The organism is Paracoccus angustae (assembly GCF_042648745.1).
Taxonomy (GTDB): domain Bacteria; phylum Pseudomonadota; class Alphaproteobacteria; order Rhodobacterales; family Rhodobacteraceae; genus Paracoccus; species Paracoccus angustae.
The window spans coordinates 1-24,937 of the sequence record NZ_JBHRXY010000024.1 but is presented as its reverse complement, the minus strand read 5'-3'; the positions used below and the strand labels follow the sequence as shown (position 1 = coordinate 24,937).

Here is a 24,937-nt window from a genome sequence, read left to right as displayed (position 1 = left end):
GCGCTATCGGGGAACGTCCAGCCTGCGGGCGGCGGCTGCGCGGTCGGGCGCATCGTGGACCTGCATGGACAACGCGCCAGAAAGGCGGATGCCGCCCGGAGCCACGGTGAACACGTCCCAGTTTGTCGTGTCCCCGATGCGGCTTTGCAGCAGCAGCAGTTCGCCCTGGGCGGACATCGTCAGGAAAGCGTCCAGCAGTTCGAACCCGGTGCCGGGGTCAAGGCTGCGGCGGTCGAAGGGTGTCGCGGTTCCGTCCCGAAGAAACGAGAGGCTGACCGCGCCGTCCTGGTCGTGGACGCCGATCTGGAAGCCATCGAAATCGTGGACCCGTGCGGGTGCCAGCACCGTGGTGCCGGACCGCGCGGCAGCCTGCGGCGGGCGGGCGCCCATGATCGGGCCGGACGGTGCGGCCCCGTCGCGCGCAAGGGCGGGTTCTTCCTGGGTCGGGTCATTTCCGGCCAGCCGTGGCGAGCCGGTTTGCGGGACCAGCACGACGACCAGGGCCAATGCCGCCAGCGCCGTGGCGCCGGGGACCAGCCAGATCAGCCACCCCCGGCGGCGTGGGGCGGGACGGCTTGGCGCGCCTTCTGTAAAACGCGCCCGCGCTGCGGTGATGGTGGCCCGCATCCGCGCGGGGTCAGGCTCGGGCGCGGGAAGCCGACGGAGCAGGTCGAGGGGATCAGTCCGCCGGATCATCACAGCACCTCCCTCAATGCCTTGCGCGCCTTGTGGATATGCCAGGCGACGGTCACTTCCTTGCAGCCCATGATCCGCGCGGCCTCGGCTTGGCTCAGTCCCTCGGCATGGACAAGCATCACTGCGTCACGCTGCTTTTCCGGCAAGGCGCGGACCGCCCGCCAGATGTCGGCCACATGCAGCGCGTCATCCTGATCCGGGGCGTGGCTGTCCTCGGCCAGCGTGGCGACGGCATCGGCCAGGCGGGCTTGCCGCTGCCTGCTGCGCTGAAGGTCACGCACAGCGTTCAGCGTCACCCGGTAAAGCCAGCTTGTGAAGGCCGCGCGGCCGTCGAAGCTGCGGATCGCGTCCGGCAGCCGCATGCATACGGATTGGGTCACGTCCTCGGCATCGCTTTCATGCCCCAGCCAGCGGAAGGCAACCCGGAAGATATAGCGGTAATGGAGGACCAGCAACGCCTCGAAGGCGGCGCCGTCGCCCGCCCGCGCACGTTCCAGCAGGGTATCGTCGCTGTCCCCGGCGTCCTCCGGCCGGGGCCGGGCATCGCGCAACCTTGGTGCCTGCAAGAAACTGGCCCCGCAATCCATCCTCAGGGGGCAAGAGGACCACAAAGACGGCCGCAAGCAAAGCCAAGATCGACAAAAGACTGCATCCTGCGCCAAGATCGTGCCGGGGCGCGGCGTCCCAAGGGCAGGAAAGGAGGGCGTCCATGATCGAAAAGCATCCGCCTTGCAGTCTGATCCGACGCACGGTCATCCTTGCCGCAGTCTGCGCCATGCCTGCCGTCGCAGGACAGCCGGATGCGGGATTGGTCATCGCGCCCCGGACGGAACTGCCGGAACCCGCGGCCCCGACCGACCTTGGCTTGTGCAGGCATCACGGGCTTGACCCGCAGACAGCCGGGGGGCGGATGGTCGCCGCTGCGGGATGGGCCATCACAGACGAAGCGTCGCTGGGCTCGTTGACGGCGATCAGCTTCGTCGCCGGCGCCCGGACGATGACCAGCGGCGCCTGCATCCTGGACGGCGGGCGGATCGGCATCTTTGACGGACCGGATCTGCTGGCCCTTGCCGAAGGTTCGCGACCGGACGGCACCGCGATAGGCCACCTGCGCCGCAGCGGCGACCGCTTGCGCATCTGGAACGGCGGGATGCTGTCTCAGCCTGTGGCCGACCTGATGCTGGCCGAAGGTGCGCCGGTAATCGTCCCGCTGCCCTTGGCCGAAGACCTTTGCGAGGGCCGGCTGACAATGCCGCTGATTCATGGCCTGGGCCTTGCCGACGCAAGCGCGCTGCTGGCCGAGCATGGCTGGGAACCGGACAGGCTTGCGGCACCCGTCGATCCCCTTGCCGCCCGGCTTGCCGCCAGGGGCTTTGCCGGGGCCGGACATTGCTCGGGGACCGGCTTCGGTTTCTGCACCATCGCCTTCGTGCAGGACGCGGCCGCAGCCTCGGTCCTGACCTTCGGGGATGTGGAACGGCCCGCAGGCCCCGAAGTGGCGGACTACGAGGTCACCTGTCCCGCCGCACCCTTTTTACCCCGATGAAGGAGAAGATGATGACCCGACCCGCGTTCGCACTGGCGCTTGCCCTGGTTGCCGCCACGCCTGCCCTGGCCGAGGATTCAAACCTGCGCGCCGCGCTGTCGGTCCTTCCCGATACGGCGTTTTCCGCAATCGGCGCGGAGGTTGTGCGGTATGTCGATCTGTCGGCCCTTGCTTCGGCCTACGGCGGCGCGCTGGACCGCGAGGCGCTGGCCCGTGTCCTGCTGGGCGGCGGCATCCGCCCGGTCGAGGCGCTTGCGGTCGGCACCCCGGAAAGCTTTGCCAAAAAGTCCGGGATCGACAGTGCCGAATTGGCATTTGCGGCCGGGATGGGACAGCCGCCGAACGCAGTCTCGGTCTGGGGTTTCACCCAGGGAGAAGCGGCCGCAACGGCGTTTTCCAGCTTGACCGCCCATGACTTTGCGGAACGTTCATCGGGAATGATCGCCAATGGTGAGCCGGGCGTCATGAACATCGCCGGGCGCGATCCTGCGGATCCGTGGCGCGGCCCGATGGGGCAGGCATCGGTCGTGGCGCTTTCCGGTCCGACCCTGCTGCAGGCGGGTGATCCCGCGGTGCTGGAGCCGATTTTGGCCGAGGGGCACTCGGCCCTGGACAGCCCGGCAGGCCTGATCATGCTGGACGCGCTGGAGGCAGAGGAGGGCACGGTGCTGCAGGCAGCCTTCCTCGGGCCGTGGCACGGGCTGGGCAGCGGCATCGATCCTGCCGCCCTTGCCGGCAAGACCCCCGACGAAGCCCGCGCTGTCCTGGAACAGGCTGCCGCCGCGGCCGCCGGCGGGCTGCCTTTTTGGCAGGGTGCCGCAGTAGCCGATCTGGATACGGAAAAGAACCCTGCCATGGTCCTTGCCTTGGCTTATGCGGACTGCGCCGACGCGCAGGTGGCAGCGGACGGTGCCGCGGACCTGTGGCGGGAAATGGACGGCACCTCCGAGGATCTGGCTGATGCGCGCGTTGCACAGGTCCAGCCATCCGGTTGCGCGGCGATCCTGCGCGTCACTGGACGCGACGAAAAGCCCCGTCCTTTCAATCAGGCCATTCATGCCCTGATGTCCGGGAACCTTCCCGCATTGCGCATTGGCACCGGAAACTGAGGGGATGATCGCTGGCCTGAAAGGAAGGGCGTCGGGCCTTGCCGGGCGCTGGCTGCTATCGCTGTGGCTCTGCGCCTGCGTTTCTGCCTGCGCCGATCGTCAGGCGGCCATCGACGCCGCGACCGCCTTGGCCGAAGCCGCCTATCCCGGCCAGTTGGAGTTGGTCGGCACGCATTTGCAAAAGGATCATTACGACGTGGTCTTCGCCATCCGGGGCGATCCCTTCACCCGCATCCGGTTCGGCGTCGACCGCGATGCGTCCCGCTGCCGTCCGGCGTCCCCATGCGAGGATCGCCTGCACCGCGCCTATGCGGACGGAACTGCCGCAGGGGCCAAGCTGAGGGCGCTGAATGCAGCTTTCCCCCGGTGCGGGGTCGTGCCGCTGGCGGTGCAGGACGAAGGCCTTGGCCCAGGCTTCACGGCGGTCATCGAACTGGACCTTGCCGTGCAGGATCAGCAACCCGCCCTGGACCGCCTGACGCCCTGCATCGCGGCGTTCCGGTCCGTCCTGCCACCTGTCGCCACGCCCGAACAGCAAAGCCTGAAGCTGCGCATCCTGCTGCCGGAACCGGGCGGGGCAGCGCGTGCCCCTGCCCTGCTGACCCTCGACACGACGCTGGCCGATGCGCGAAGCGACGAGATCAGCTTCCTGACCGGGATCGGGCCGGAGGCCGACCGCATCCCTGCCGAAAGCCTGAGGGTCCATCCCGCCTTCCTGTCCGGCAGGACCATGCGGGACAGGCTTGTCGATGCCGCCGAAACGGCGCTTGCGGGCGACCCCGGTGGCGGGCAGGTTGCAACGCTTGCCTTTCCGACCGGCACGCGTCTCGATCCGCAACGACTTGACGTGATCCGCAGCTATATCCTTGCCTGCAGCACGGTGCGGAAGGGTCAGGGGCCGTGCAGGACGGACATCGCGGTGCGGCTGCGTCATGATCTTGGTGCGGGCGAGGTGATCCCCGAGGCCATCATCCGCGATATCCGTGATGCCCGGGGGAACCTTCGCCTGTCGCCCCTGCCCGGTCGCGGCGTCGGCTGACGGTCAGAAACGGATGCTTCGGCAATCGGTGCTCTCAAGGCCCAGTGCCGACAGGTCCACGTCCATGATCGGGGTCTGAACCGCCTTGTAAGCCGCAGACGGATCTGCGCCGGGCGAACGCAGGACCAGCAGGCGCGATTGTTGAACCTCTGCCATGTGCTGGAACAAATGCAGAAATCGGTCCCAGCTTTCACGATCAGGAACAGGCTCGGCCGGAATTTCGGAAAGCTGTTCGAAGGACATCCGCCATTCGGTCTCCATGGCGGACAGCGCGGCATCGAGTTCCGGTCTGGGCAGGCCCAGTGTCCCGCGATGCGCATCCACGAATGCTGCCATTGCAATGTCCCGACTGCGCTCATGATCCTGTCTTGATCGGCGGGTTACGATTGCAGTGCAGGCGGCTGCGGTCTTCTGAACGAAGATCCGGCGATCCTCGGGAATGTCCACATCCTGCGCGACCAGTTCACAATCACGCCCGGCAAAGCCCAGCCGACCCATCGCCTCGCTGACCAGTTCGGCAGGTGGTCCGAACTCGGACGCCGGAATCAATCTGCTTGTCGGGTTTTCCAGCCATTGGACGCGGTTGTCCTGCTGCGCCACCTCGGCTTCAAGGAAGGTGATGAACATGTCCCAATCGTCCTGCTGCCCTGCAGGAGGCGCAAGCTCCTCTAAGGCGTGAAGGCTCCGGCTGAGTTCATCACGGCTGGCGGCGATGTCGCTTTTCAGGGCACGGCGCGCATCGGCTGACAGGTCTGTCCGCTTGAGGAACGCCACCAGGACCTCCACGCGCGCCTTCTGCCCTTTTCCGAGAACCTGACCCGGTCTGGTATCCAGAATCTGGCGGCAGGCTCGGTTGGCCGCGTCAGGAAATCCCGCCTCCTCGGCTGATGCGGACCATGACAGATGCGTGAAAGCGACTGATGCCAGTGCGATCCAGAGTGGTCGGAAACCGTATGCCTTCACCATGTCGATCCTTTCCCGCTTTCCAGAAGCTTCCAGATGCCGCTACCGGTTTCAACAGACCCTTTCCACTCTGGCGGTGCCGGCTTGATCCGGGCGCAGAACTGCGTTCATCGCGGCGGCGAGCGCCTTGGCATCCGGTTCATCCATCGGACCGATCAATCGCCCGCCGCAGCGCACATAGGGTATCCGGCTTTTGAGGGTGATGTTGTAGCTGCCATGGCTTCGTGAACTCGCATGATTGCGGTGCGTGCGGTGATACACCTCGGCCTTGAGGAGACCGGCCGGGCGTCTTGCAATCCTGAACGGACGCGGCAAGGGAGAGCCATAGTGGACAGCGATTTCTGCCGGAGAGATGGTGATGCGGCAGGGACGCGCGGCAGAGATTTCCCAAAACGCGGCAGCGGCAAGACAGGGGACTGCGGGAACCATGACGATCATGCCGACCCAGGTCTCGGCGGCGGGAACCCCGCCCGCCACCAATTTTCCGAAAAGCAGCGCGCTGACCGCCGCAAGGAAAATGCAGGTTGTGAAAAGCCCCGTGGCAAGCAGCCGGGCCTTCCAGCCGATGCTTCCGGGGACAAGATCCGCCTTCTGGACGATCTCGACCCGGTGCCCATGCCGTTGCACGCTGACGGTCATGCCTTCACCTTCCCAATTTGCAACAGGTCCGCAAGCACATGTGCAATTCCAGCTTTCGTGCCAGGACAGGAACACGCGATCCCCTATCGGGCGGCAGCGGTGCTGCATTCCAGCCAAGCAGCGGGACCATGAGCAGCAGCGGTAGGTTCATGGCAACACTTTTCCGGAAAAGCAAAGCTGCGACGTCTATCGCAGGCAGACGGGAACGCTGATCATGCTCATGGTGCCGTCGCCGATGCTGGCGACCGGGCGCATCTCGTAGCGGATGTCCTTGCAGGTGCCGCCTTCCGGTTCGGCCAGGTCATTGGTCAGGCTGTAGGTGAAGTCGATGCCGGTGACGGACGTGGCCCCGGTTTCCGGAACCGGACGGTTTTGCACCTGCAACTCAAGCTCGTCCGCAGAGATCCGCCCTGAAAGGGTATAACTCTGTCCATCCTCGATTTCGTCACCGGTGATCCGGCCCTCGGGGTCGATGGACAGGGTGATCGCCTTGTCGTCACTTCGAAAGCCGGCGGGGCCGTATCGCCCCGTGACCGAAAAACCCGCATTGCCCTCCTGCTTGATGGTGCCGGACAGGGTCAAGCGCGTCCTTCCGTCCGGCAAGGCATCGAACCGCGCCGTGGCAGTGCCGTAATTGCGATGGGGGATCATGCTGGCCGTGGAGTGGATCTCGGCCAGCAGCCTGCCCGAAAAGGTGCCCTCGGTATAGGCAGGCGGCTCGTCGCCCTGCGCCAAGCTGGGGTTCGGGGACTGCAGGACGGCCAAAAGAAGCGGCAGGCAGACCATGAGCATCCGTCTTTGGCCGGATCGGAACCGCATCCTGTCATTCACTGCTTTCACCCCTTCATCATGCTGGGATCATCGACCCATGTCCGGCAGTGGTCGCCACCCGGCCTCCACCGACCTTTCGCATCAAGAGACGCGCGGCCAGCGGCTAACCTTGGCTGCCTTGCCACAACCGGACGATCGAAGCCGACATCCATGGCGGCATCAAAGGCCTCGAAGGCACGGGACAGGCGCCTCTCGTCGAATTGCTCTTCAGCCCGCCCAGGACCTGCTGGTTTCCTCCAGATAGACAGGGCGAACTGAACCGGCGGCGCGCGGGAAATCGCCTCGTGCCAGTCTCGGGGGCGAAGTCTTCATCCGCAAGCCGAGGGATGGAAGCGCCCAGAAGCGCGCCACGCGCCGCGAGGTCACGTTCACCAGTCAGCCTGTCCCGACCATCTCCCCGATGAGCGCCAGCGCGGTCCGAGATCAGACCAGGAGCCTCTACCGCGATCTGAAGCTCTGGGAACAGAAGCCGTCTGCGAGGAACAGCCCATTCTCGCCCAACGCTTCGACGGCATCTTCGGACAGTGCAGCCGCTATCATAAGCTGGGTCAGTTGCTGCTCGCCTGCACAGGCGAAAGCACGAGCTGCTGAAGGTGCTGGAGCGACCAGAGATCCCGTTCCACACCAATGCCTCGGAAACGACCTGCGCGCCTGCGTCACCAAGTGCCGGATCTCAGGTGGCACGATGAGCGCCGATGGCCGCCAGGCACGCGACGTCATGCTCGGGTTGATGAAGACCTGCCAAAAGCTCGGCATCTCCTTCTTTGCCTATCTCGGCGATCGCCTCGGCCTCAGCGGCACTGGAGAGCGTGTCCCCACGCTGCCCGATCTGGTGGGCGCGCAACCGGCGAAACTCACATTGCCCCGGAATCTGCCCCAGTTACCCTCACCGCGCGGCAGGGCAGTCAGACCGGACGCTTACTGATTTGTCTCATACCCGCGTATAACAGCCTTGATGCGGATCACAGGATAGGCAGACAAAAACCTGCTGCTCGCCACCAGGGGCGTCTCGCCGAAGCAGGCAGTGGAGCGAGAGGTCCAAGGACAGGACGCCCTGCAGACAGTAGGAGGTGCAGCAAACGCTGCCTTGTGGCGAAGCGCTCCCGGCAACCCGTCCTTGTGCAGCGCTCTTCAAACGACCGTTTTATAAACCATCCTGACAGTGTACACTGGCTTCCCGAGGCCAAGAACTTGGTTGTGTTGGATGACGGTGATTGACGGTACCTAGATGTCCGAGTGCAATCAGAGGCTGGAGCAATGGCGTGGGAGGTGCCCGCGGCGGGATGTGCGATTATCCACGAGAAGCAGGCCTGGGCCGCCGACGTAGCACGCCGGGGCCTTGCGCGTATCTTAGCAACGAGATCGGGCAAGTGAGCTCCTCCCTTGCGGTAATACCCTCGAGCCCTACTACGCGACAGGATAAAGAGTTGGGCCTTGGCCCAAGCTCAATCGCCAAAGTCACCAGCTTTGAGCCGTTGGAGAAGATATCCGGCAGAAGGGAGCAGCGCGCGGCTAGCCTGCAGGCAGCAATGTCGCGACAGTACGTGGAGCCTGCTCAAACGGCCTGAACGCTCGTCCATCGTTCGAAACGGCTCATAGCAGTATGTTCGCATTCATTGTACTGGGCCAGTTGTCGAAGTAAGGGAAGCCCGTCTGGCTTTTAGATGTGCGCGGGCGTCATCAAAGCTTGCGCGTACGCTATTTCTGGCACCATTCGTTAGCTCGGCAGATGATGATGAGGAGTCCCTTTGATCGAGTGTGATCTTGAGCAAAGGAGTAAGCTAGCCCCTGCCCTTTCAAGTACGGCATTGGCGTACTGTCTGCGGCGGCACACGATTGCGGCCTAAATTGCGAGCGTTGCATGTCGGCGCAACAAGAATTTGCCCACGGACCAATGCAGAAAGCCGATGTTCACCATTCCGACGTTTATCAAATCGCTGCGAAGGTTACTGAGAAGGAGAGCGATTTGGCGCATGGAATGCATTTGGTGGTCTGCAAGGTGCAGGCAAACATGGAGTACTCGAAACCCTACACTGATGTCGCTCCAACAGAACATAGTTAATCTGCCTAGAAGCCGCCTTTTGACGGATAATTGTCCAGGTAGATGCACGATCTCCTCCATCAATGTGTCATAATGCTTGTCTGATCAGCATCGGTCCCTAAACGAGAGTGAATTTTGCGCGATTCAAAGTGCGGACGTCGCTGTGGCTCTACCCTTATAAGGCGCCTCGCGTTCTACAGAGTGCATTCTGTAGAAGTCATGGATGTTTCAAAGGCCAAACTGCCGCGACTCTGCAACGTTCTGGTTGGTCCATGGACCAACTGCGCTGTTCTGACTGATCCGGTAAATGCACCTACTGGCTTTACCGCAGGAACTTACGATCCGGGAGAAATGTGTCAGACGGAAATTCTGGAGCAACCTTGATCAATGGATCAGTGCCAAGTGTTTAGCGGCACATCCCGCCTAGGCAGGAGGCTTTGTATTCGCTCCTTACCGGCAGTCTTTGGAGCTTCAACTGTGGAAGCCGTAGGCAGACAACCAGCGATGTAGCTTCAGTTTAGAACTTCGGAATTGGTCCATGGACCAATTCCCTTGTCAGAAGATAAAATACGGCACCTGAGCAAACTCTTGATCGAGCACACGTCATGCAGCGACGCAGGTTTGTCCACTTAGTTCCTCAACACCCAGTGTCCAGTCGTGTACTCGCGTTACTGTGATGCTCTCGAACGCATTGGAGTTTTTCTTTCGGCTCCCGCCAAAGTTTGCAGCGATTACTACAATGTTGGTCCTTGGATCAATTCTCTCACTTGGCTTTCTACCTCATCGCCGTGATGCCCGTCACTAACCGCTCAATTTGTTGAAAACTTCGAAGATCTACTCGTTGCATTTGGATGATTCGAAACGTGAACATTTTGCTGCGTGGGGAGGTGAGGAGAGCAATCTCTGCCGAGTATGCAAGACAGCGGGACCACGGGCCATCTTGACGACCGCTATGTCTCACTGAAACATCCAGTGCTGATGGATGCTGGGGAGTCAGCATGTGTTTGGCCTACTTTAGTGACACGTCCCAGTGACGGACCACTACGGCGTCTTGCACTACATTGAGGATGCCCACTCAGACACCATTGCTGCTACCTAGAGCCGTTTGAATAGTGACTATAAGAGGAGAACCGGGGCGCTAGCCTGGGCGCATCCAGCACCAACAGAAGCATGGACCTGGAGCCCATAGTGTTCTTAGGCAGTGAAGCCGAAGAACCTTCCGAGCTACCGGGCATCAATCCAATAGAGCCGTGAGGAAATCGGCGCTGCCCTTGATGCGTGCTTCCGCTGCAGAGAGGGCTATCCCAATGGTAGGTCGGGTGGCGCGTGGTGGAAGAGCCCATGCCTAACATAGTCCTGGAAGCCCTGGTAGATCGGCAGATGACGTCCATCCACGAAAGGATCGGGAGCATTACGCAGATGTGACCAGCGTCCTTGCAGGATGGCCTGTAAGCCACTGACTGTGTAAAAGCTGTCATGACAGAAGCCGGATAGGGTCAAAGCCTGCTGCTCGCCGTCCTAATATCAAGCTGTTGAAGTAGGCGGGTAGGTTCCTGATGCGGTCCTTGCGTTCGAAAAGACCCAGGATGGCTACTGCAACCTTTTTCCGGCCCGCTCGCGCCACTGCGGTGGTCAGCAGTTCCCGACTGATCCCGCACCAGGTTCCTAAGGTGAGAGCGTGTTCTTCGACCTCCCACATGTTCGAAGGGTTTCTGGCAGCATAGGAAAGAGCTTCGGGGCAGGCGGCCTGTATTCTTCTCAGCAGATCGGCTTCGGTAGGCGTACCGCTTTCCGCCTGAGCGGCACAATCAATATCTTTTACTTTGTATTCAGTGTTGATCTTATGGCGGACAGATTGGCCGTCATTGCCGGTCAGAATCTCCTGCGGTTTTGCTGGTGCCTCTTGCTGTTCGAGAACGCTGCCTTGATCTAAGACAGCCTGTAGTTTGTCGCAGATTGCCTGGAGGTCGGACGAGGCGAGCTTGCGCCTACGTGCAGACTGATACTCCTCTACAAGATGGAAATGGCCGAGTAGGCCGGCATGATAGAGGAGGGACGACATCCGTCTACGAAGGAACTTGATGAGGTGCAGCTCGCGATTGACTGCCGCGGCCGCCTCTTTGAGTTCCTCTTGTCTGCTCAAAAGAGGCGAGAGGTCCAGACCGAAGGCCTCAACGGGCCCGTCGGGGTGCTGGATCATGTACCGCTTGCCATTCGGGCTGTCACGCCTTCTGATGAGGCCGGCCTTTGCGAGTTGGGCTATATGCCTCCTCAGATTTCGCTCCGATTGGTTCTCCGCCCGATTGCAAATGGTGACATTGGAGGCGAATACGATTGAGGCTCCTCCTTCACGCAGAAAGCTTATCAAAGCACGGAGCGTCGAGATGGCCCCACTTCCAAGCCCATACAGCTTCTTGGCCGTTGAGACACAGCGATGGGCGGACCACATTTTGGCCATGTCAACCGATTGAGCGGATGACGTTGGCCCATGGGCCACGGCCTGGGAAATTTGTAGATCTGGTTCCATGTTCAGTTCACGCGAAGCCCGGCGGCCACGCGAAGACATCCCGCTGCGTTGTCATGAGATGACAACAGCCAACAGAAATTTGGTCGGCCTTGTGGGCCGCTATTGACGCAGTGGTAGGGGAGCTGTTAGATCAGTGTTGCTAGGCACTAATCAGGGCTCTCCGAGGATGACTTCGGGGGGCTCTATTTTTATCCGTTCTTCTGATGTGCTCCTTGCTTTTGGGGATGATGGAAAAAGGGCAGGGGGGTCACTCCTCCTTGCCCTCACGCATCCAGCGGTCGTGGAGATCGGACACGACTTTGTCGATGTTCCGCTCCAGCCAGCCGCCGAATTCCGGATTGTCGCTTGTTCTAAAGCTTAGGGACAGGGCGCGGCGCCCTGTCTTGAACTCAAAAGCCGGACCAGGTCCTCTCTCACCCACCAATCTGCGAGTTGGTCCATGGACCAACTGCTGCAATGCAGCATTCTTACGCTGCATTGCAGCAAGGACTTCCTGTCGCAGTGCCTGATGAATGATGCGGAAGCGTTCGGAGCTGGTAGCTTCCTTATCTGAGCGCTCGAGCGCCACTCGGGCTATCGCAACTGCATCAATCTTCCCAGAGATGACCAGATCGCCAAGCTCGCGCCATGGTCTACGGCCGATATCATGGGCTGGACCGATCATGTCGATCAATTCCTCAGGGATATCATCGATGAGCTTGACCATCTTCGAGATAGCGAAGCGATCGACGTTCAGGGCTTCCATAATGATATCGTTCGAGAACTTCTTCTGGCGCAACTCCGCGGCGAAGAGTGACTTCTCGATATGAGAGGGATCAAGGCGCAGGTTGTTCTCGTGCCCTTGAGCGACAATGGCCTCCTCGTCTCCCATCTTGCGAACGATTGCCTTTACGGTCATGTCACCGCCAAGGAGCCGTATTGCTGCTAGCCGACGCCGTCCGTAGACGATCTCATAGCGGTCGATGTGGCCCGTCAGCGGCCTCACCAGCACGGGAACATGTTGACCATGCTCCCGGATGGACTTCGCAAGCTCCTTGATCCCGTCCGCCTTGAGATCAATGCGATCTCGCGCCCCTGACTGAATAATCGTGGAGGGGTCAAGATCACGGATCGAGTTCGCCTGTAGGCTCAAAAGCCCGTCCGAAAGACGGGTAGTGGAGAGCATCCGGCTTGGGGCAGGGCTCTCTGCCGACTCGGAGCTTCCGTTTACGTCTTCCTCTTCATCGACCAGGCCCCGAGCGCCCGCCTCGATCATTCCGAAGAGCTTACGTGCCATTCTCGCCCCCACGCTTCTTGGATGACCGCCTCGATTTCACCAGCGGCCGCATTCATGCTGTTTAAAGCCCGATCGAGAGTTGCCTTTACAAGCTGCTTCGGGTCCACTTCGTAGATTGTCTGCTGAGTCATGCCAGCATCGCTGATCGCCGTGGACTTAAGCATTGGATTGATGAGCACCTGCTTGCCAAGGATATGGCGCAGAAAGCTCGCCATCTGAGTTTGAGGGCCGTCCGAGGGCTCGTAGCGGGTGATCAGGAACTTAACGAAATCCCATTGCTGTTCCTGGCCGGTGGATTTGCCGATCACCTCCATGGTTTCGGAAGCAAGCTTCAGAAACTGGCTCATGGATGCTACGTCAAGCATGCCCGGGACAACAGTGACGATAAGGCCGGTGGAGGCGGCGAGGGATGTCAGTGTCGTGAAGCCAAGTTGCGGAGGGCAGTCGATGAGCACCAGGTCGTAGTCGTCCTCTACACCCTGAAGAGCCTCTGCAAGGCGAACGGCAAAGATTGAATCGCGGCCCTTGCCGCTTGCGGCACGGCTGAGGGCGCCTGCCGTCTCTGTCTCATATTCCGACAGCATGAGGCTCGCAGGACACATGTCGAGGTTCTTGAAGTAGGTCTTGCGGATCACTTCCTTCAGGGGGGCGCGGCGCTGCCCTTCTTCGAGATCCTCGTAGCGAAGCGCATCGTAGATCGTAAGAGAGCCTTCTTCCTCGAAGTCCAACTCTGGCCGATACCCGAAGAACGTCGAGAGAGATCCTTGGGGATCCATATCAAGGGCGAGCACCCGATAGCCTCGCAGAGCATATCGCTGCGCCAAGTGGATCGTTGTCGTAGTTTTCGAACTCCCGCCCTTGAAGTTGACGATGCTGATGATCTGCATTGCGTCGCCCGGTTTGCGCCCGGGGCGGTAAAGGTTGGGATTCTTGCCGGTCCGGAACATTATGTCCCGGATCTGGTCGATATCCTCTGCCGAATAGGTGCGATGCCCCCGAGTGTCGGTTTCCACCTCGGGGAAAGAGCCTTCCTTGTGCCGTACACGGAAGTTCGACGGACTTATGCCTGTGAGTTCGGCCACTTCGCTGACATTGAAGCGCCTTAGAGTCTTCCGTTCTGTGGGTTGGTAGGCTTTGCGCATCTCTTCATCGAGAGACCTTGCAAGCGCATCGGCATACCTGCTTATGCTGCCAATACCGACAGGGGTGCGCTTTGCTTTGAGTGGAACCTGATTATTCACTGTTGCCTCTCTTGCAGTCTCTGAGGGGTGTTAACGGTCAGCGCCTCAGTTGCGCCCCAGTTGGCGTTAATACAGTGAGTGCCACGCGATCACGATTCCGGCAATCCCTTTTTAGTCGGTTTAATCCGCTTGAAGAGAGAAGCAAGTGGGGGCTGCCCCAGTCTGCAACAAAAACCTCAATTAATTCAGACACTTAACTATGTTCTTGGCACTGAGGCATGATTGACACAGGGGACAGGGTTCTGGCTGTCGAGCAAAGCATGCGCTAGGAAGAGGGCTGTAGAAGCGGGTTAAAACAACCGGGAAGAAGTCATGGTGAGCCGACTCGCCATCTCGAACGCGGAAGATTGCAGCTGGCTGCACAGTTCTGTGCCCCTATGCACAGGCAACGTGCGGGGGGTTGATTAAGAAGCCTTTAACGACAGACGATTTTCTCGCCGCCCGTAACTGCGGAGAGATCGGCTCTCGCGAGGCGACGCGCCGGATTGGCCACGCAGGTGAGCATGCCGAGCGCCAGCACATCGACCTTCATGAAGCTGAGCGCGTCGATGTTGTCTTTAACCTATTTGATGATTTGCCGTTCTCCCACTGCGGTAGGCTCGATCGGCACCAGGGCATCCAGACGATCCTGGTTGAGGACGAGCCCGCCCGGATGCTGCGACAGGCTCTGATGAGATTCAAGCAGACGCTTGACCGAGGCTTCTGGTGTTAGGCACTCGTATTTGCCCCGGTATTTGGGGCAGGGAGCGTCAACGATGCTGTCATCGTGGAAGCGGCAGCCAGAACCAGGCTGATAGGGTATGATAGGCTTGATCCATGTTAAAGGGAGGGGCTGTGATGAGTAATCAAGCGCAATGCCGTCTGATCCGGTCGGGCGAAACCTACGATGGCAAGCAAGGGTTCAGCTATCTTGAAGGGATTTCAGCCCAAAGTGTTGGTGCTCAAGGCCTCTGCATGCATCTTCTCACCATCCCGCCGGGCGGACGTGCCAAGGCGCATCTGCGCAGCGCCCACGAGACCGCGATCTATGTGCTGAGCGGGGCGGCGGGAATGTGGCAGGGAAATCGGCTCCAGCATTGCCTGCGAGTAGGGGCAGGAGACATGCTCTACATTCCGGCCGGCGAGCCGCACCTGCCGTTCAATTCCGGACCAGAGCCTGTGGTGGCAGTAATCGCGCGAACCGATCCGAATGAACAGGAGAGCGTGACCTTGCTGCCCGAGCTTGATGCGCTCGTGCCGCACTAGGCGCTCCGGCGGCCCTGGCGGGGCCGGACAGCGCCAGGCACGTGCTCATAGCTTGAAAGCGGCGTCGAAGGGAGTAGGGCGTTTGGCAAAAGGAAAAACCCACTCTCATGCATATGCCGGAAAGCGATGCGCTTGTCTGATGCGGTTGGTCCCGTCATGACCTGTAGTCCTCCAGCTTCCGTACTTGCCGACCGTACGCGTCGAAGTTGTCAGGTGATAGCCATGCCTGATAGCTCGGGCACAGGCGCTTCCAATCCTGATCGGTCATGGCGAACCAGGCGGTGTCTCGATTGGCACCCTTGACGACCATGTGCTGGCGGAACAGACCCTCGGGTTGGAAGCCGAAGCGGATGGCCGCACGCTTGGAGGAGGCATTCAGGTCATTGCACCTCCACTCGAAGCATCGATAGCCGAGGGCAAAGACATGGTCGGCAAACAGGTAAAGCGCTTCGGTCGCCATCCGCGTTTGCTGAAGCGCAGGCCCCCACATGATGTTGCCGATTTCGATGACGCCATGAGCCTGGTCAATCCGCATCATGGCTTGGCGGCCTTCCGCTCGGCCTGTTTCCTTGTCGATCACCGCAAAGAACAGGGGATCGCTTGAAGCGGACGCGGTCTCGATCCACGCGTCGAACTCGGCGCGGTTCCGAGGGGCGCTTTCAAACAGCCAGCGAAAACGGTCCTCTGCGCCGCCGGCCGTTGCGGCCTGGAAAAGCGTGTCGGCATGCTGGTGCCCTAATGGCTCCAGCCGCACATAGCACCCCTCCCGTGGTGCCCGCACCGGGCGCGGCCTTGCCGACCAATCTGCCAGATCCATGGTTTGTGTCCTTCCTCAGAGCTCAAACAGTTCCCGGTATACTTGATCCATCAGCGCCAGGCAGCATAACCTTGATCCACAGAGCCAGTGCCCTGCAGAGCAAAATCAAGACGCCTGTTCCAAATCATCCGACCACGGACAGGAGACAAGCATACTGGCATGGGACGTTGGTGCATGATGCAGTTGGAAGACCAGTTTGACCGCCTTACGGCAGAACGTGGGAGGGACTATAGCCGACGCGGGTTCGTGCGATCGGTCGATCTACTGCCGAATGGGCATCTGCAGGCGCGGGTCACGAATTATCGGGGCCGGACCTATCAGCAGCATATTGCAGTGCGGGACGATCTTGTCGAAGGCATCTGCTCCTGCCCGATAGGCTACAATTGCAAGCATGTGGCAGCCGCGCTGATCACCTGGAGCGAGCGCGGTTCTCCCGGCGTCGGCACCGGTCTGAGCTTTGCAACACGCAACTGGCTGCAGAGCCTCGCCACCTATGCCCCGCGATCCGAGCTCGCCGTGGAGCGACCGCAGGACTACCCGGACACGGTCAAGGACCGCCTGCTCTACGTGCTCATGCCTACTGGGTCGCAGGTCAAGATTGACATTTACAAGGGCCGCATCAATGCCACAGGGACCGGCCTGAACCAGACCATTCGCCGACATGACATTCTGCGCGAAATGCGGAGTGTCGCCCCCGCCAAATTCATCCGCCCCCTGGATCTCGACCTGCTCTCCGCCCTGGCCCAGACGCGGCTCTGGGAGGCACCCTACAGCTATGGTCTACCCGAACTCCTGCGGCCGCGCGGAGAAGAGGTAACTGCCCTTTTGCGCAGGCTCTGCGACAGCGGCCGGTTCCTGCACGACACTGCGCCGGAGGCCCATCTCACCTGGTCCGACCACCTTCCTGACGCCCGGCTCGGCTGGCGGATGACGGCAGATGGTAACCAGCAGCTTGGCTTCGAGGATGAGGCCGGGCGGGCGCTCGAACTCCGGACGCTTGAGGGGGCCACGATCTGGCTGGATCGACCAGGCGGTCTTATGGGCCGTCTGGCCCGGGCGGTCGACGATGCCGCGCTGCGGAACCTCACCTCTGGCCCAGTCGTTTCGCCGCAGGAGGCCGAGGCTCTCGGCGCGGTTCTGCCCGAGGTGGTCGCGGGGATGTCCCTGCCGCCTTTGCGCAAGACGCGGCGGATCAAGCGCGCGGCCGAGGTGCGCTGCGCCCGGCTAACCCTGGGGGCCGAGCTGGCGAAGGACGGTCCGCGTGGTTGGGGCAATAGCCATCTGCTGCCGACTCTCACCCTGCGCTTTGCCTATGACGGAATCGAGGTCCCGGAGGATGGCACCGATCCGCGCCTCGTCCTGGCCGGGGAGGTGGTCAGCCTGATCCGGGACCATGATTGGGAAGCCTCCTGCAGGAGCCGGCTGCTGGCGGCGGGCGCCCTTCCGGTCGAGGAACTGGAGGTCCACTGGCCAAATGAGCGGATGGCGGGCTGCGATTTCGTCTTCGCAGAAGGCGAGATGAGCCTGCATCTCCTTCGGATGACCGACAAGCGAGATGCCTTGCACTTCGCTTTCGGTCTCCTGCCGGCGCTTCGCGACGAAGGGTGGGAGATCACCGAGACGGCGAAATGGCCCTATCGCCTCAGCCCCGAGGCCGCTTCCCTTTCGGTCTCCACAAGGGGGGAAAGAGGGGAGTCCTTTGGGGGCCAGGACTGGTTCTCGCTGGGCTTCACCGCCGAGATCGGCGGCCAGACTCTCGACATCGCTCCCTTGCTGGCGGCCTGCCTCGAGCAAATCCGCGAGGACTGGGAGGAGGTGCCCGATGTCGAGACCCTCAGGCAGCAGCTTTCCGTCCGGCCGATCTATCTCGACCGGGGCAAGAACAGCTATGCGGCGCTGGATCTCTCGCCCCTCGCACCGCTTCTCCATCTCTTCCTGAGCCATCATGCCGAACTGGGCGCCCTGCATCATCCCACGGATGCCGGGGTGGCGCGACTTGTGGAAGAGGCGCTGGAGGGAAGCACGGTGCGGTTTTCGGACCATGCCGGTATCCTGCCCCTTGCCCGGCATCTCGACGCCCTGGCCCGGGGCGAGAACCTGCACCCCCCTGCCGGCCTGACGGCGCAACTGCGCCCTTACCAGGCTTTTGGCGCGGCATGGATGACGGGGCTGGTGAGCGCCGGCTTCGGAGCGATTCTGGCCGATGACATGGGGCTGGGCAAGACGGTCCAGACGCTGGCGCTGCTGCAGGCCCGGCGCGAGGCGGGCGGCACGCTCCCGGCACTCCTGATCGTGCCGACAAGCCTGCTGCACGGTTGGCAGGTCCAGGCCGCGCAATTTGCCCCGGAGTTGCGCCTGCTGGTCCTTCATGGTCCGAACCGCCAAGCCCTGCGCAAGCGGCTTGGCGAGGCCGATCTTGTGATCACCACCTATCCCCTGCTGGCGCGGGATCGCGACTGGCTGGCCGGGCAGCAATGGCCGCTGGTCATTCTGGACGAGGCCCACACCCTGAAGAACCCGGCATCGCACCTGGCCAAGGCTCTGCGGGAGATCCCGGCCCAGGGGCGCATCGCCCTGACCGGAACGCCGATGGAGAATTCGCTCGGGGATCTCTGGACGCTGTTCGACTGGGTAGTGCCGGGGCTTCTGGGCGATCGGAAGCGCTTCCAGGCCCTGTTCCGCACCCCGATCGAGAAGCATGGCGATGCTGGCGCACAGGCCCGCCTGAACCGCCGCTTGCGCCCCTTTCTTTTGCGCCGCACCAAGGAGGAGGTGGCCGCGGAACTGCCGCCGCGTACCGAAATCCTCGAGCGGGTGAGCCTGCCCAAGGCCCAGCAGGGGCTCTACGAGGCGGTGCGCAGCGCCATGGACCAGCGTGTACGCGAAGCAATCGGCAGCCGAGGCCTTGCCGGCGCGCGGATCACGGTGCTTGATGCGCTTCTCAAGCTGCGGCAGGTGTGCTGCGATCCCACTCTGGTCAAGACCGGAGCCGCGCGTTCGGTCACCGACAGTGCCAAGCGCGACCGCTTGCGCGAATTGCTGGCCGAGCTCGTGGCCGAGGGCCGCCGAGTCCTGGTCTTTTCGCAATTCGTAGAGATGCTGCGCTTGATTGAGGCTGATCTGAGCGCAGTCGGAATTGCAAGCCTCAGCCTGACAGGCGAGACACGCGACCGCGCCGCCGTTCTCGACGCCTTCGCCCGCGGGGACGCCCCGGTCTTCCTGCTCAGCCTCAAGGCCGGAGGCGTGGGGCTGACACTGACCGAGGCGGATACGGTGATCCTGTTCGATCCTTGGTGGAACCCGGCGGTCGAGCGTCAAGCCATGGATCGCGCCCATCGGATCGGCCAGACAAAGCCGGTCTTCGTCCATCGCCTCGTCGCCGTGGGAACGGTCGAGGAAAAGATCCTGGACCTCCAGGCGAGAAAGCAGGCCCTGGCCGACGCCCTGTTTGACGAGAACACCGACAGCAGCTTGCCGATCCTGGACGAGGCTACGCTGCAGGATCTCTTCGCACCATTGATTGGCTGACATGACCGATCGAAGACCTCCTTGCGCCGGCTGAAATCCCGCGACCCATGTGGTCCCGCTGTTGTGCTCTTTCTGTCTGAGCGGCGCAACGAAGCGCCCCGTCGTCACCTTGTCTCGCCAGCCACCCGCTGCAGCACCCTGCAAGCAACGTCTTGCGCAGTCAGGTAAAGATCCTGGTAGTCTGGACGTGCCATCAGTCGGCTCATCACCGTTCGAGCCAGTCCGGGATTCATTCCGCGAGCCACCTTCAAAGCCACGCCACTTGCCTCCGCCAAAGGCTTTAGTGAGGCAACGAGAGCATGCTCGCCAAGCACAACAGCGGTGGCGGCAATATCGAACATATCACGGGGTTGCAGTGTTGCACCCCTATAGACGATCTTCTTCCCGAGTATTTCCGCCGGTGTCTCGCGATTGACCTCCCTGCCATTGACAATTGCCTGTTCAAAGGGGTGGTCTGTGACCGTAGGACAGCAGATGAAATCGACCTCTCCGACGCCATCAAAGACGATCTTGAGGGCCCTAGTGCCATCTGTCTCGTAGCCGCTCGGAACGAGGCTAAGCTTGAATCCTTGGGTTTCTGGATTCAAAAAGGGCAGATATTGGGCATCACTGACAAACAGATCAATGTCGTGACTATCACGGTGCCCGATCTGCAGCATGAGGGCAGTGCCACCACCGAATGTCCAGTCGTTCATGGCAATGCCATTTGCATTCGCTTGATCGATGATTGCCATTCCCTGGTCGAAAAGCTCGGGCCATCGGCTCGGGTTGGGGGTATTCATCAGGATGCGAGCGGAAGCCTGTAACCGGCAAGGTCAGAAAACTTCCTGGCCACCAAGGCAACCTTTTCCGGGTCGACGGCCATTGCATCGATGAAGGCATGCTGCAGGTTCAGAGATACTTCCGAGAGAAATGCAAAGGTCGCATGGTCGCAGACGACAGCACTTTCGGGATCGGCAATGCGGACTGCGAGCTGGGCAGGCGTTACCGCCACGCTATAGGGCGCGTTCACAGTAGCCATAACCTTCGACAGGACAGGAAGCATCTGTCTAACCTGTTGCCAGCAGAGACGTTTGATAGATAGTCCGAGAAGCCAAGAAAATCAATGCCACGTTCGGGCTCAACCAAGACGTGGCTCTCCGTCGCGGCGCAGAAGAGGTGTAGCAGGACTCAGGTGAGATCAGCTCAGCCGCTATCACACGTGCAGATCGCGTGGAACCCGGCCCTTTGCTGCCGCTCACCTCTGGCGGATGCTGCTAAACCGCGTTCTTTAATCCGGCCTTTCGTTCTTACTGCAGCGAAGCTGGCTGCGAGGCATGCACGTTTGCTCGTCACAGTTTCGCCTTTGACAGAACGAGCGGACAGCAACGCACGCATGTTTAGGGGTTTCTTAGTAAAGCTATCTTTAAATCCCCTACTTCACACTCTAGTTCACATGATGTAGCGTTGTATGCAACACGAGACAGGGGGGATCATGGCTGACAGGATTGCGGACCCGCTCTTCGGGAAACCTCCCGAGCGGGCTCAACTTGGTACTGCACCCCTGGTGCGTGTCTTGGGTCAGGTCCAGTTTGCACGGATCGTAAATATCAGCAAGGAGCAGTTTATCGGGGACTTCCAGAACGCTGTTCGTCGGCAGTTCCCGGTGATCGAGCGCGATGTTGCGCAGGCGATCGATGTCAGCCTTGAGGGGGGGGGAGTTGCAAGCACTCTGACTGAGGAAGTGATCTGGCGGATGTTCGATCCTCGTCGTGAGTGGCGACTATCTCTCGCGCCGTCTGCTTTGACACTCGAGACGATGCGTTACACGTCGCGCGAAGAATTCTTGGGCCAATTTCAATTTCTCATCGACTCCCTCGCAGCTACCATCCAGCCTTCGCTAGCGACCCGTGTTGGTTTTCGTTACGTAAACAGGATCGATAGCCAAGAAGACGTTGATGATCTTGGTAACTTGGTCGAGGCAGAGCTTCTGGGGCTTTCTTCTGCTACGCTGCGAAACGGCGTTCAGATGGCTGTCTCGCAAGCGCAATGCCAGACTGCCGAAGGATTGCTTTTGGCACGTTGGGGGCTTCTGCCAGCGGGTGCAACCCATGACCCGGATATAGCGCCGCCTAATGGTGTGCAAAGTTGGTTTCTCGACATCGATTCTTTTACAACTTCAGGGCTGCCGGAAGATGGATTTACCTCTATCCCCCTGATTGAGAAGATGAACACCATGGCTGATCGAGCCTATGCGTTTTTCCGTTGGAGTGTGAAGGCGCAGTTTTTGGAGCGCTTCAAGGAAGGGAGCAAATGATGCAGACCTTAGCAACGGCACTTGCGCTGACAGTCATGCCTCCACCAGGACATCACGACAATCCTTGGGTACGGGCTGCCGAGGAAGATGCTTCACTGGCTATCTTTCCATTTAGCGGCAGCTACTCTGAGCATTCGATCCCTAGGCGCAGCGACCGCAGATATGTTCTCAATGTGGGAAAACTCACGAGGCATTTTGGGGACCTTTTTGCGCAAGGCTCTAGCGCGAACTTCGACGTTCTGGCGAATGTTCACCGCCATGAGGCTTTGCTGCCGCGGCAGATAGAACTAGTCCGCGAACTGCGTCAATTGTCCGGCCTCACTTGGCATCATCTTGCTGAAATGATCGGGGTGAGCGCAAAGACCCTGCACAATTGGGCTGCTGGAAAACCCATGGATGAGAAGAACCTTAAGCGGGTTGGGGAGGTCATTTCTGTGCTCCGGTTCATCGACCGGGGTAGTGCCGAAGCGAACCGAGCCTTGCTACTTAATGAATCTGTCAACGGACAGCCCCTTCTTGATGTAGTCAAAGCCGGCGAGTTCGCTTGCGTTAGACAGGTGATCGGGCACGGTCAGGGACGAGCCGCTGTGGCTCCCCCGTTGCTACCGTCCACCGTGGCGGCTTGGGGACCAGAGGATTTGGGCGAACGGCTATCGAAGTGGCAAGGCGAACCGGTCGCTGACTTCGAGTCCAGTGTTCGTCCAACGCGTGCCCGGCCCGCTAATGCGCGTCGGAAAGGTTGATGAGGCGCAAGTTTGGCCGAGAGCGAACCTCCTGAGCAACAAAGCTCTCTACACGTGTGGCGTCAGGGCGACTTTGCCCTAGGCGCAGGGCCATTCATATATGGAGATCTGTCAGGCAATCCAGAAGGTACGGGATTGGAGGCATATTTCGATGAGGAAGACCCATCAGGCTTCGTCGTCGTCTCTCAGACGTGCGACATTGTCAGCGATCCAGCTAGAAATCCTTGGGTAGTGGTATGCCCGTTGGTGAAGGTAGATTCGGGTCGTGTCTCAGAGATCGGACGTGGAGCGGTTCCGCGCTTAGCCCTAGTCGAAAATGCACCAGAAGGCCTTGTCGCTGAGATTGCCCGCTCCTTGACCATCAGCAAGGACCTGTTGGCCTCATGGCAACGAAATCAGGGCTTCACCGATCCATACAAGGCAGTGGAGTTTGCCCGTTCGCTCGAGCGTTGCTTTGGCCGCTTCGCTTTTCCTGACGACTTCAACAGATCGATTTCTCCTCTCCTAAAGAAGCTTAAGGACGGATATGGCAAGGAGAAAGCTGAAATGGGCCGTATCGCTCGGTCAGTTGCCGAGCTTCGGGTCCGCCCCTCGGCCGCATGGGACACGGAAAATGTTCGCGTCAGGTTTCTCCTAATTCTTAAACCTGAAGATCAAAGAAAAGCTCAGATTGCGGAAATTGCTTCGGCATTTGAGGCAATTCTATCAAAGCTATCGTGGCAAGGTCGTTTTGAGCTTGACGAGCCGTCCCTGCAACTTGGAACCTACGACGACTTCCTCGCTCGCGACTATGTCGAGAGCGTTGCTCTCGACATCAATGCACTTTCTTTCGCGGCGCGATATCAGGAGGATAAAAATCCGCTGTGACCTTGATGTAGTAGGTCAGAGAAACCCTCCAGGAATAAAAATCAGCGGGATGAGGGTAGTCTCGATCGTCTAACACGGATTCAAATGCAGTAAGGCACCGGCCCAAACGCTATCGCTGAAATGGCTACCGAGTGACTGCTTTCTGAGGAGATGCGGGATGTAGTACCGCACCGCCACCGGCGGCTTTCCGCCCTTTATGCCGGTAGGGTGTGGTTGAAGGGACTTCTGTTTTCCAATCATGAATGAACCACTGCGCGTGGTGGGCTGCAGATCAGGCTTTAACCGTGACGTTTGCTTCGGCGCTCGTGGACGACCGCAAGGGATCCCTCGAGTTTCGAGAGGCAAAGCTTGGCTGGTCACTGCGTGACGGGATGAAGACCGGAGGAAAGGCCTCCGGCGCCCCGTCGCGGAGGATATTGCGATGCCCAGACACAACAAGGGTGCCGACCGGCTGACGCATTCTGCACGCGTTGGCGATGCTGCCGGTTCGCGGGCCGACACCTACGCGCGCGTCACAGCCGCCATCATTGCGGCAATCGAACACGGGGCAGGGGAGTGGCATGCACCGTGGTTTCACAACGGAAGTTGTGCCGCCCGGCCGACCAACGTGGCATCTGGCAGGCGTTACCGGGGCATTAACACCGTGGCGCTATGGGCCGCAGCCATGGCCTTCGGGTATAACGATGGCCTTTGGGGTACCTATCGGCAGTGGCAAGAGGCCGGGGCGCAGGTACGCAAGGGCGAGCGCTCGACCACCATCGTCTTGTGGAAGCAGGTGTCCTCGTCTGACGAGGCCGGGGATACCGACAAGGACGACATCGGCCGCGTGCGGATGTTTGCCCGCGCCTTTTCCGTGTTCAATGTCGACCAGGTGGACGGGTACGAGCGTTCTCCCACACACCTGCTGTCGGAGAACGAGCGTTTGGCGCAGGCGGAGGCCTTTGTCGCCAACCTGGGGATCACAACCGTGTTCGGAGGGCCGGACGCCTTTTATCGTCCCTCGTCGGATACGGTGGTCATGCCGGACTTCGGGTCGTTCCGGGACGCCCCGTCGTTCTACGGTGTCTGGCTGCATGAGCACGGTCACGCCTCCGGGGCAAAGCACAGGCTTGACCGCGATCTGTCGGGCCGGTTCGGCTCAGTTGCTTACGCGGCGGAAGAATGCTGCGTGGAGATCCTCAGTGGCCTTGTGCTTGCCGATCTCGGCATTGCCCACCATCCGCGTCCCGACCATGCCGCCTACCTTGCGTCGTGGTTGCGCGTCTTGAAGAACGACCCCCGCGCCCTGTTCACCGCTGCGGCCAAGGCCCAGCAGGCCGCCGACTGGATGCACGCGCAGCAGCCTGCTCTCACACCACCCGCCGCATCCGAAAAAACAGATGCGGGCCACCCTGGTTCTCCTGTTCTCACCGGCACGGTGTAGCAAGGTGTGCGCCTGGACGTGCCGGAGGATCACCGTATGCGCCGTCTCTGACCCATTGATTTTGCGCATTCCTGGCTTGGGTGGTCTCTGCCACCTGTCCGTCGAAGCAG

22 protein-coding genes are annotated in these 24,937 nt (G+C 60.7%); 11 read left to right on the top strand and 11 right to left on the bottom strand.

What is annotated here, in order from left to right; genetic code table 11:
* Nucleotides 1-3 precede the first annotated feature (3 nt).
* On the bottom strand, nt 4-696 hold the full coding sequence (locus ACFOM8_RS17815; RefSeq protein WP_377763509.1) for a hypothetical protein: 693 nt from the start codon (nt 694-696) through the stop codon (nt 4-6).
* Nucleotides 696-1,247 carry an RNA polymerase sigma factor gene (locus ACFOM8_RS17810; RefSeq protein ID WP_206436961.1) on the bottom strand — a complete coding sequence of 184 codons (552 nt, stop codon included), beginning with the start codon at nt 1,245-1,247 and terminating at the stop codon, nt 696-698. The genes ACFOM8_RS17815 and ACFOM8_RS17810 overlap by 1 nt, the downstream gene beginning before the upstream one ends.
* A gap of 158 nt (nt 1,248-1,405) precedes the next feature.
* Between ACFOM8_RS17810 and ACFOM8_RS17805 the strand changes: the two genes are divergently transcribed.
* The 3 genes from ACFOM8_RS17805 to ACFOM8_RS17795 are packed head-to-tail and all read left to right on the top strand — an operon-like array spanning nt 1,406 to nt 4,390.
* Nucleotides 1,406-2,242 (top strand): hypothetical protein, encoded by an 837-nt coding sequence (locus ACFOM8_RS17805; RefSeq protein ID WP_377763507.1) that lies wholly within the window; start codon nt 1,406-1,408, stop codon nt 2,240-2,242.
* A gap of 11 nt (nt 2,243-2,253) precedes the next feature.
* On the top strand, nt 2,254-3,351 hold the full coding sequence (locus ACFOM8_RS17800; protein ID WP_377763505.1) for a hypothetical protein: 1,098 nt from the start codon (nt 2,254-2,256) through the stop codon (nt 3,349-3,351).
* A 4-nt stretch (nt 3,352-3,355) separates the two neighbouring features.
* Nucleotides 3,356-4,390, top strand: coding sequence for a hypothetical protein (locus tag ACFOM8_RS17795; RefSeq protein ID WP_377763503.1), 1,035 nt, complete (start codon nt 3,356-3,358; stop codon nt 4,388-4,390).
* Nucleotides 4,391-4,393: 3 nt separating this feature from the next.
* Here ACFOM8_RS17795 and ACFOM8_RS17790 read toward each other — a convergent pair whose 3' ends face one another.
* From ACFOM8_RS17790 to ACFOM8_RS17780, 3 genes are all read right to left on the bottom strand, one after another.
* Entirely contained in the window at nt 4,394-5,356 is a 963-nt protein-coding gene (locus tag ACFOM8_RS17790) for a hypothetical protein (protein WP_377763502.1), read from the bottom strand.
* Between the two features lie 48 nt (nt 5,357-5,404).
* Complete coding sequence (locus ACFOM8_RS17785) at nt 5,405-5,992, bottom strand: hypothetical protein (RefSeq protein WP_120444933.1); 588 nt, start codon at nt 5,990-5,992, stop codon at nt 5,405-5,407.
* Nucleotides 5,993-6,178: 186 nt separating this feature from the next.
* Nucleotides 6,179-6,784, bottom strand: coding sequence for a hypothetical protein (locus tag ACFOM8_RS17780; protein ID WP_377763501.1), 606 nt, complete (start codon nt 6,782-6,784; stop codon nt 6,179-6,181).
* A 724-nt stretch (nt 6,785-7,508) separates the two neighbouring features.
* Here ACFOM8_RS17780 and ACFOM8_RS17775 point away from each other — a divergent pair.
* On the top strand, nt 7,509-7,748 hold the full coding sequence (locus ACFOM8_RS17775) for a hypothetical protein (RefSeq protein WP_377763499.1): 240 nt from the start codon (nt 7,509-7,511) through the stop codon (nt 7,746-7,748).
* A 2,590-nt stretch (nt 7,749-10,338) separates the two neighbouring features.
* Here the strand turns inward: ACFOM8_RS17775 and repC are convergent.
* The 3 genes from repC to repA form a co-directional block, all read right to left on the bottom strand.
* On the bottom strand, nt 10,339-11,391 hold the full coding sequence (repC, locus tag ACFOM8_RS17770; RefSeq protein ID WP_377763524.1) for a plasmid replication protein RepC: 1,053 nt from the start codon (nt 11,389-11,391) through the stop codon (nt 10,339-10,341).
* 247 nt (nt 11,392-11,638) lie between these two features.
* Complete coding sequence (gene repB, locus ACFOM8_RS17765; protein ID WP_377763498.1) at nt 11,639-12,667, bottom strand: plasmid partitioning protein RepB; 1,029 nt, start codon at nt 12,665-12,667, stop codon at nt 11,639-11,641.
* On the bottom strand, nt 12,643-13,908 hold the full coding sequence (gene repA, locus ACFOM8_RS17760; RefSeq protein WP_377763496.1) for a plasmid partitioning protein RepA: 1,266 nt from the start codon (nt 13,906-13,908) through the stop codon (nt 12,643-12,645). Before repA ends, repB begins: the two co-directional genes overlap by 25 nt.
* A gap of 400 nt (nt 13,909-14,308) precedes the next feature.
* Between repA and ACFOM8_RS17755 the strand changes: the two genes are divergently transcribed.
* Both ACFOM8_RS17755 and ACFOM8_RS17750 read left to right on the top strand, forming a co-directional pair.
* Nucleotides 14,309-14,620, top strand: a complete 312-nt coding sequence (locus tag ACFOM8_RS17755) for a hypothetical protein (RefSeq protein WP_377763495.1) — start codon at nt 14,309-14,311, stop codon at nt 14,618-14,620.
* 125 nt (nt 14,621-14,745) lie between these two features.
* The gene (locus ACFOM8_RS17750) at nt 14,746-15,153 is read left to right on the top strand and encodes a cupin domain-containing protein (RefSeq protein ID WP_377763493.1); all 408 of its coding nucleotides are present in this window, start codon (nt 14,746-14,748) and stop codon (nt 15,151-15,153) included.
* A 154-nt stretch (nt 15,154-15,307) separates the two neighbouring features.
* Here ACFOM8_RS17750 and ACFOM8_RS17745 read toward each other — a convergent pair whose 3' ends face one another.
* Nucleotides 15,308-15,970: a GNAT family N-acetyltransferase gene (locus tag ACFOM8_RS17745; protein ID WP_377763491.1), complete on the bottom strand. Its 663-nt coding sequence runs from the start codon at nt 15,968-15,970 to the stop codon at nt 15,308-15,310.
* A gap of 174 nt (nt 15,971-16,144) precedes the next feature.
* On the opposite strand from ACFOM8_RS17745, the gene ACFOM8_RS17740 reads away from it, so the two are divergent.
* Complete coding sequence (locus tag ACFOM8_RS17740) at nt 16,145-19,498, top strand: DEAD/DEAH box helicase (RefSeq protein ID WP_377763490.1); 3,354 nt, start codon at nt 16,145-16,147, stop codon at nt 19,496-19,498.
* Nucleotides 19,499-19,602: 104 nt separating this feature from the next.
* Here ACFOM8_RS17740 and ACFOM8_RS17735 read toward each other — a convergent pair whose 3' ends face one another.
* Entirely contained in the window at nt 19,603-20,232 is a 630-nt protein-coding gene (locus ACFOM8_RS17735; protein WP_377763488.1) for a nucleotidyl transferase AbiEii/AbiGii toxin family protein, read from the bottom strand.
* A 47-nt stretch (nt 20,233-20,279) separates the two neighbouring features.
* Nucleotides 20,280-20,543, bottom strand: a complete 264-nt coding sequence (locus tag ACFOM8_RS17730; RefSeq protein ID WP_377763487.1) for a hypothetical protein — start codon at nt 20,541-20,543, stop codon at nt 20,280-20,282.
* 429 nt (nt 20,544-20,972) lie between these two features.
* On the opposite strand from ACFOM8_RS17730, the gene ACFOM8_RS17725 reads away from it, so the two are divergent.
* From ACFOM8_RS17725 to ACFOM8_RS17710, 4 genes are all read left to right on the top strand, one after another.
* Nucleotides 20,973-21,794 carry a TIGR04255 family protein gene (locus ACFOM8_RS17725; RefSeq protein WP_377763486.1) on the top strand — a complete coding sequence of 274 codons (822 nt, stop codon included), beginning with the start codon at nt 20,973-20,975 and terminating at the stop codon, nt 21,792-21,794.
* The gene (locus ACFOM8_RS17720; RefSeq protein ID WP_377763484.1) at nt 21,791-22,537 is read left to right on the top strand and encodes a helix-turn-helix domain-containing protein; all 747 of its coding nucleotides are present in this window, start codon (nt 21,791-21,793) and stop codon (nt 22,535-22,537) included. Before ACFOM8_RS17725 ends, ACFOM8_RS17720 begins: the two co-directional genes overlap by 4 nt.
* Before the next feature lie 135 nt (nt 22,538-22,672).
* On the top strand, nt 22,673-23,404 hold the full coding sequence (locus ACFOM8_RS17715; protein ID WP_377763482.1) for a hypothetical protein: 732 nt from the start codon (nt 22,673-22,675) through the stop codon (nt 23,402-23,404).
* A 421-nt stretch (nt 23,405-23,825) separates the two neighbouring features.
* Nucleotides 23,826-24,827, top strand: a complete 1,002-nt coding sequence (locus ACFOM8_RS17710) for an ArdC family protein (protein WP_377763481.1) — start codon at nt 23,826-23,828, stop codon at nt 24,825-24,827.
* Nucleotides 24,828-24,937 lie beyond the last annotated feature (110 nt).

What these genes read in the sequence shown, in the direction of transcription:
- ACFOM8_RS17815 (WP_377763509.1), bottom strand. Translation starts at nt 696, where the DNA reads ATGATCCGGCGGACTGATCCCCTCGACCTGCTCCGTCGGCTTCCCGCG.
- ACFOM8_RS17805 (WP_377763507.1), top strand. Translation starts at nt 1,406, where the DNA reads ATGATCGAAAAGCATCCGCCTTGCAGTCTGATCCGACGCACGGTCATC.
- ACFOM8_RS17800 (WP_377763505.1), top strand. Translation starts at nt 2,254, where the DNA reads ATGACCCGACCCGCGTTCGCACTGGCGCTTGCCCTGGTTGCCGCCACG.
- ACFOM8_RS17795 (WP_377763503.1), top strand. Translation starts at nt 3,356, where the DNA reads ATGATCGCTGGCCTGAAAGGAAGGGCGTCGGGCCTTGCCGGGCGCTGG.
- ACFOM8_RS17790 (WP_377763502.1), bottom strand. Translation starts at nt 5,356, where the DNA reads ATGGTGAAGGCATACGGTTTCCGACCACTCTGGATCGCACTGGCATCA.
- ACFOM8_RS17785 (WP_120444933.1), bottom strand. Translation starts at nt 5,992, where the DNA reads ATGACCGTCAGCGTGCAACGGCATGGGCACCGGGTCGAGATCGTCCAG.
- ACFOM8_RS17780 (WP_377763501.1), bottom strand. Translation starts at nt 6,784, where the DNA reads ATGCTCATGGTCTGCCTGCCGCTTCTTTTGGCCGTCCTGCAGTCCCCG.
- ACFOM8_RS17775 (WP_377763499.1), top strand. Translation starts at nt 7,509, where the DNA reads ATGAGCGCCGATGGCCGCCAGGCACGCGACGTCATGCTCGGGTTGATG.
- repC (WP_377763524.1), bottom strand. Translation starts at nt 11,391, where the DNA reads ATGGAACCAGATCTACAAATTTCCCAGGCCGTGGCCCATGGGCCAACG.
- repB (WP_377763498.1), bottom strand. Translation starts at nt 12,667, where the DNA reads ATGGCACGTAAGCTCTTCGGAATGATCGAGGCGGGCGCTCGGGGCCTG.
- ACFOM8_RS17750 (WP_377763493.1), top strand. Translation starts at nt 14,746, where the DNA reads ATGAGTAATCAAGCGCAATGCCGTCTGATCCGGTCGGGCGAAACCTAC.
- ACFOM8_RS17745 (WP_377763491.1), bottom strand. Translation starts at nt 15,970, where the DNA reads ATGGATCTGGCAGATTGGTCGGCAAGGCCGCGCCCGGTGCGGGCACCA.
- ACFOM8_RS17740 (WP_377763490.1), top strand. Translation starts at nt 16,145, where the DNA reads ATGATGCAGTTGGAAGACCAGTTTGACCGCCTTACGGCAGAACGTGGG.
- ACFOM8_RS17735 (WP_377763488.1), bottom strand. Translation starts at nt 20,232, where the DNA reads ATGGCAATCATCGATCAAGCGAATGCAAATGGCATTGCCATGAACGAC.
- ACFOM8_RS17730 (WP_377763487.1), bottom strand. Translation starts at nt 20,543, where the DNA reads ATGCTTCCTGTCCTGTCGAAGGTTATGGCTACTGTGAACGCGCCCTAT.
- ACFOM8_RS17725 (WP_377763486.1), top strand. Translation starts at nt 20,973, where the DNA reads ATGGCTGACAGGATTGCGGACCCGCTCTTCGGGAAACCTCCCGAGCGG.
- ACFOM8_RS17720 (WP_377763484.1), top strand. Translation starts at nt 21,791, where the DNA reads ATGATGCAGACCTTAGCAACGGCACTTGCGCTGACAGTCATGCCTCCA.
- ACFOM8_RS17710 (WP_377763481.1), top strand. Translation starts at nt 23,826, where the DNA reads ATGCCCAGACACAACAAGGGTGCCGACCGGCTGACGCATTCTGCACGC.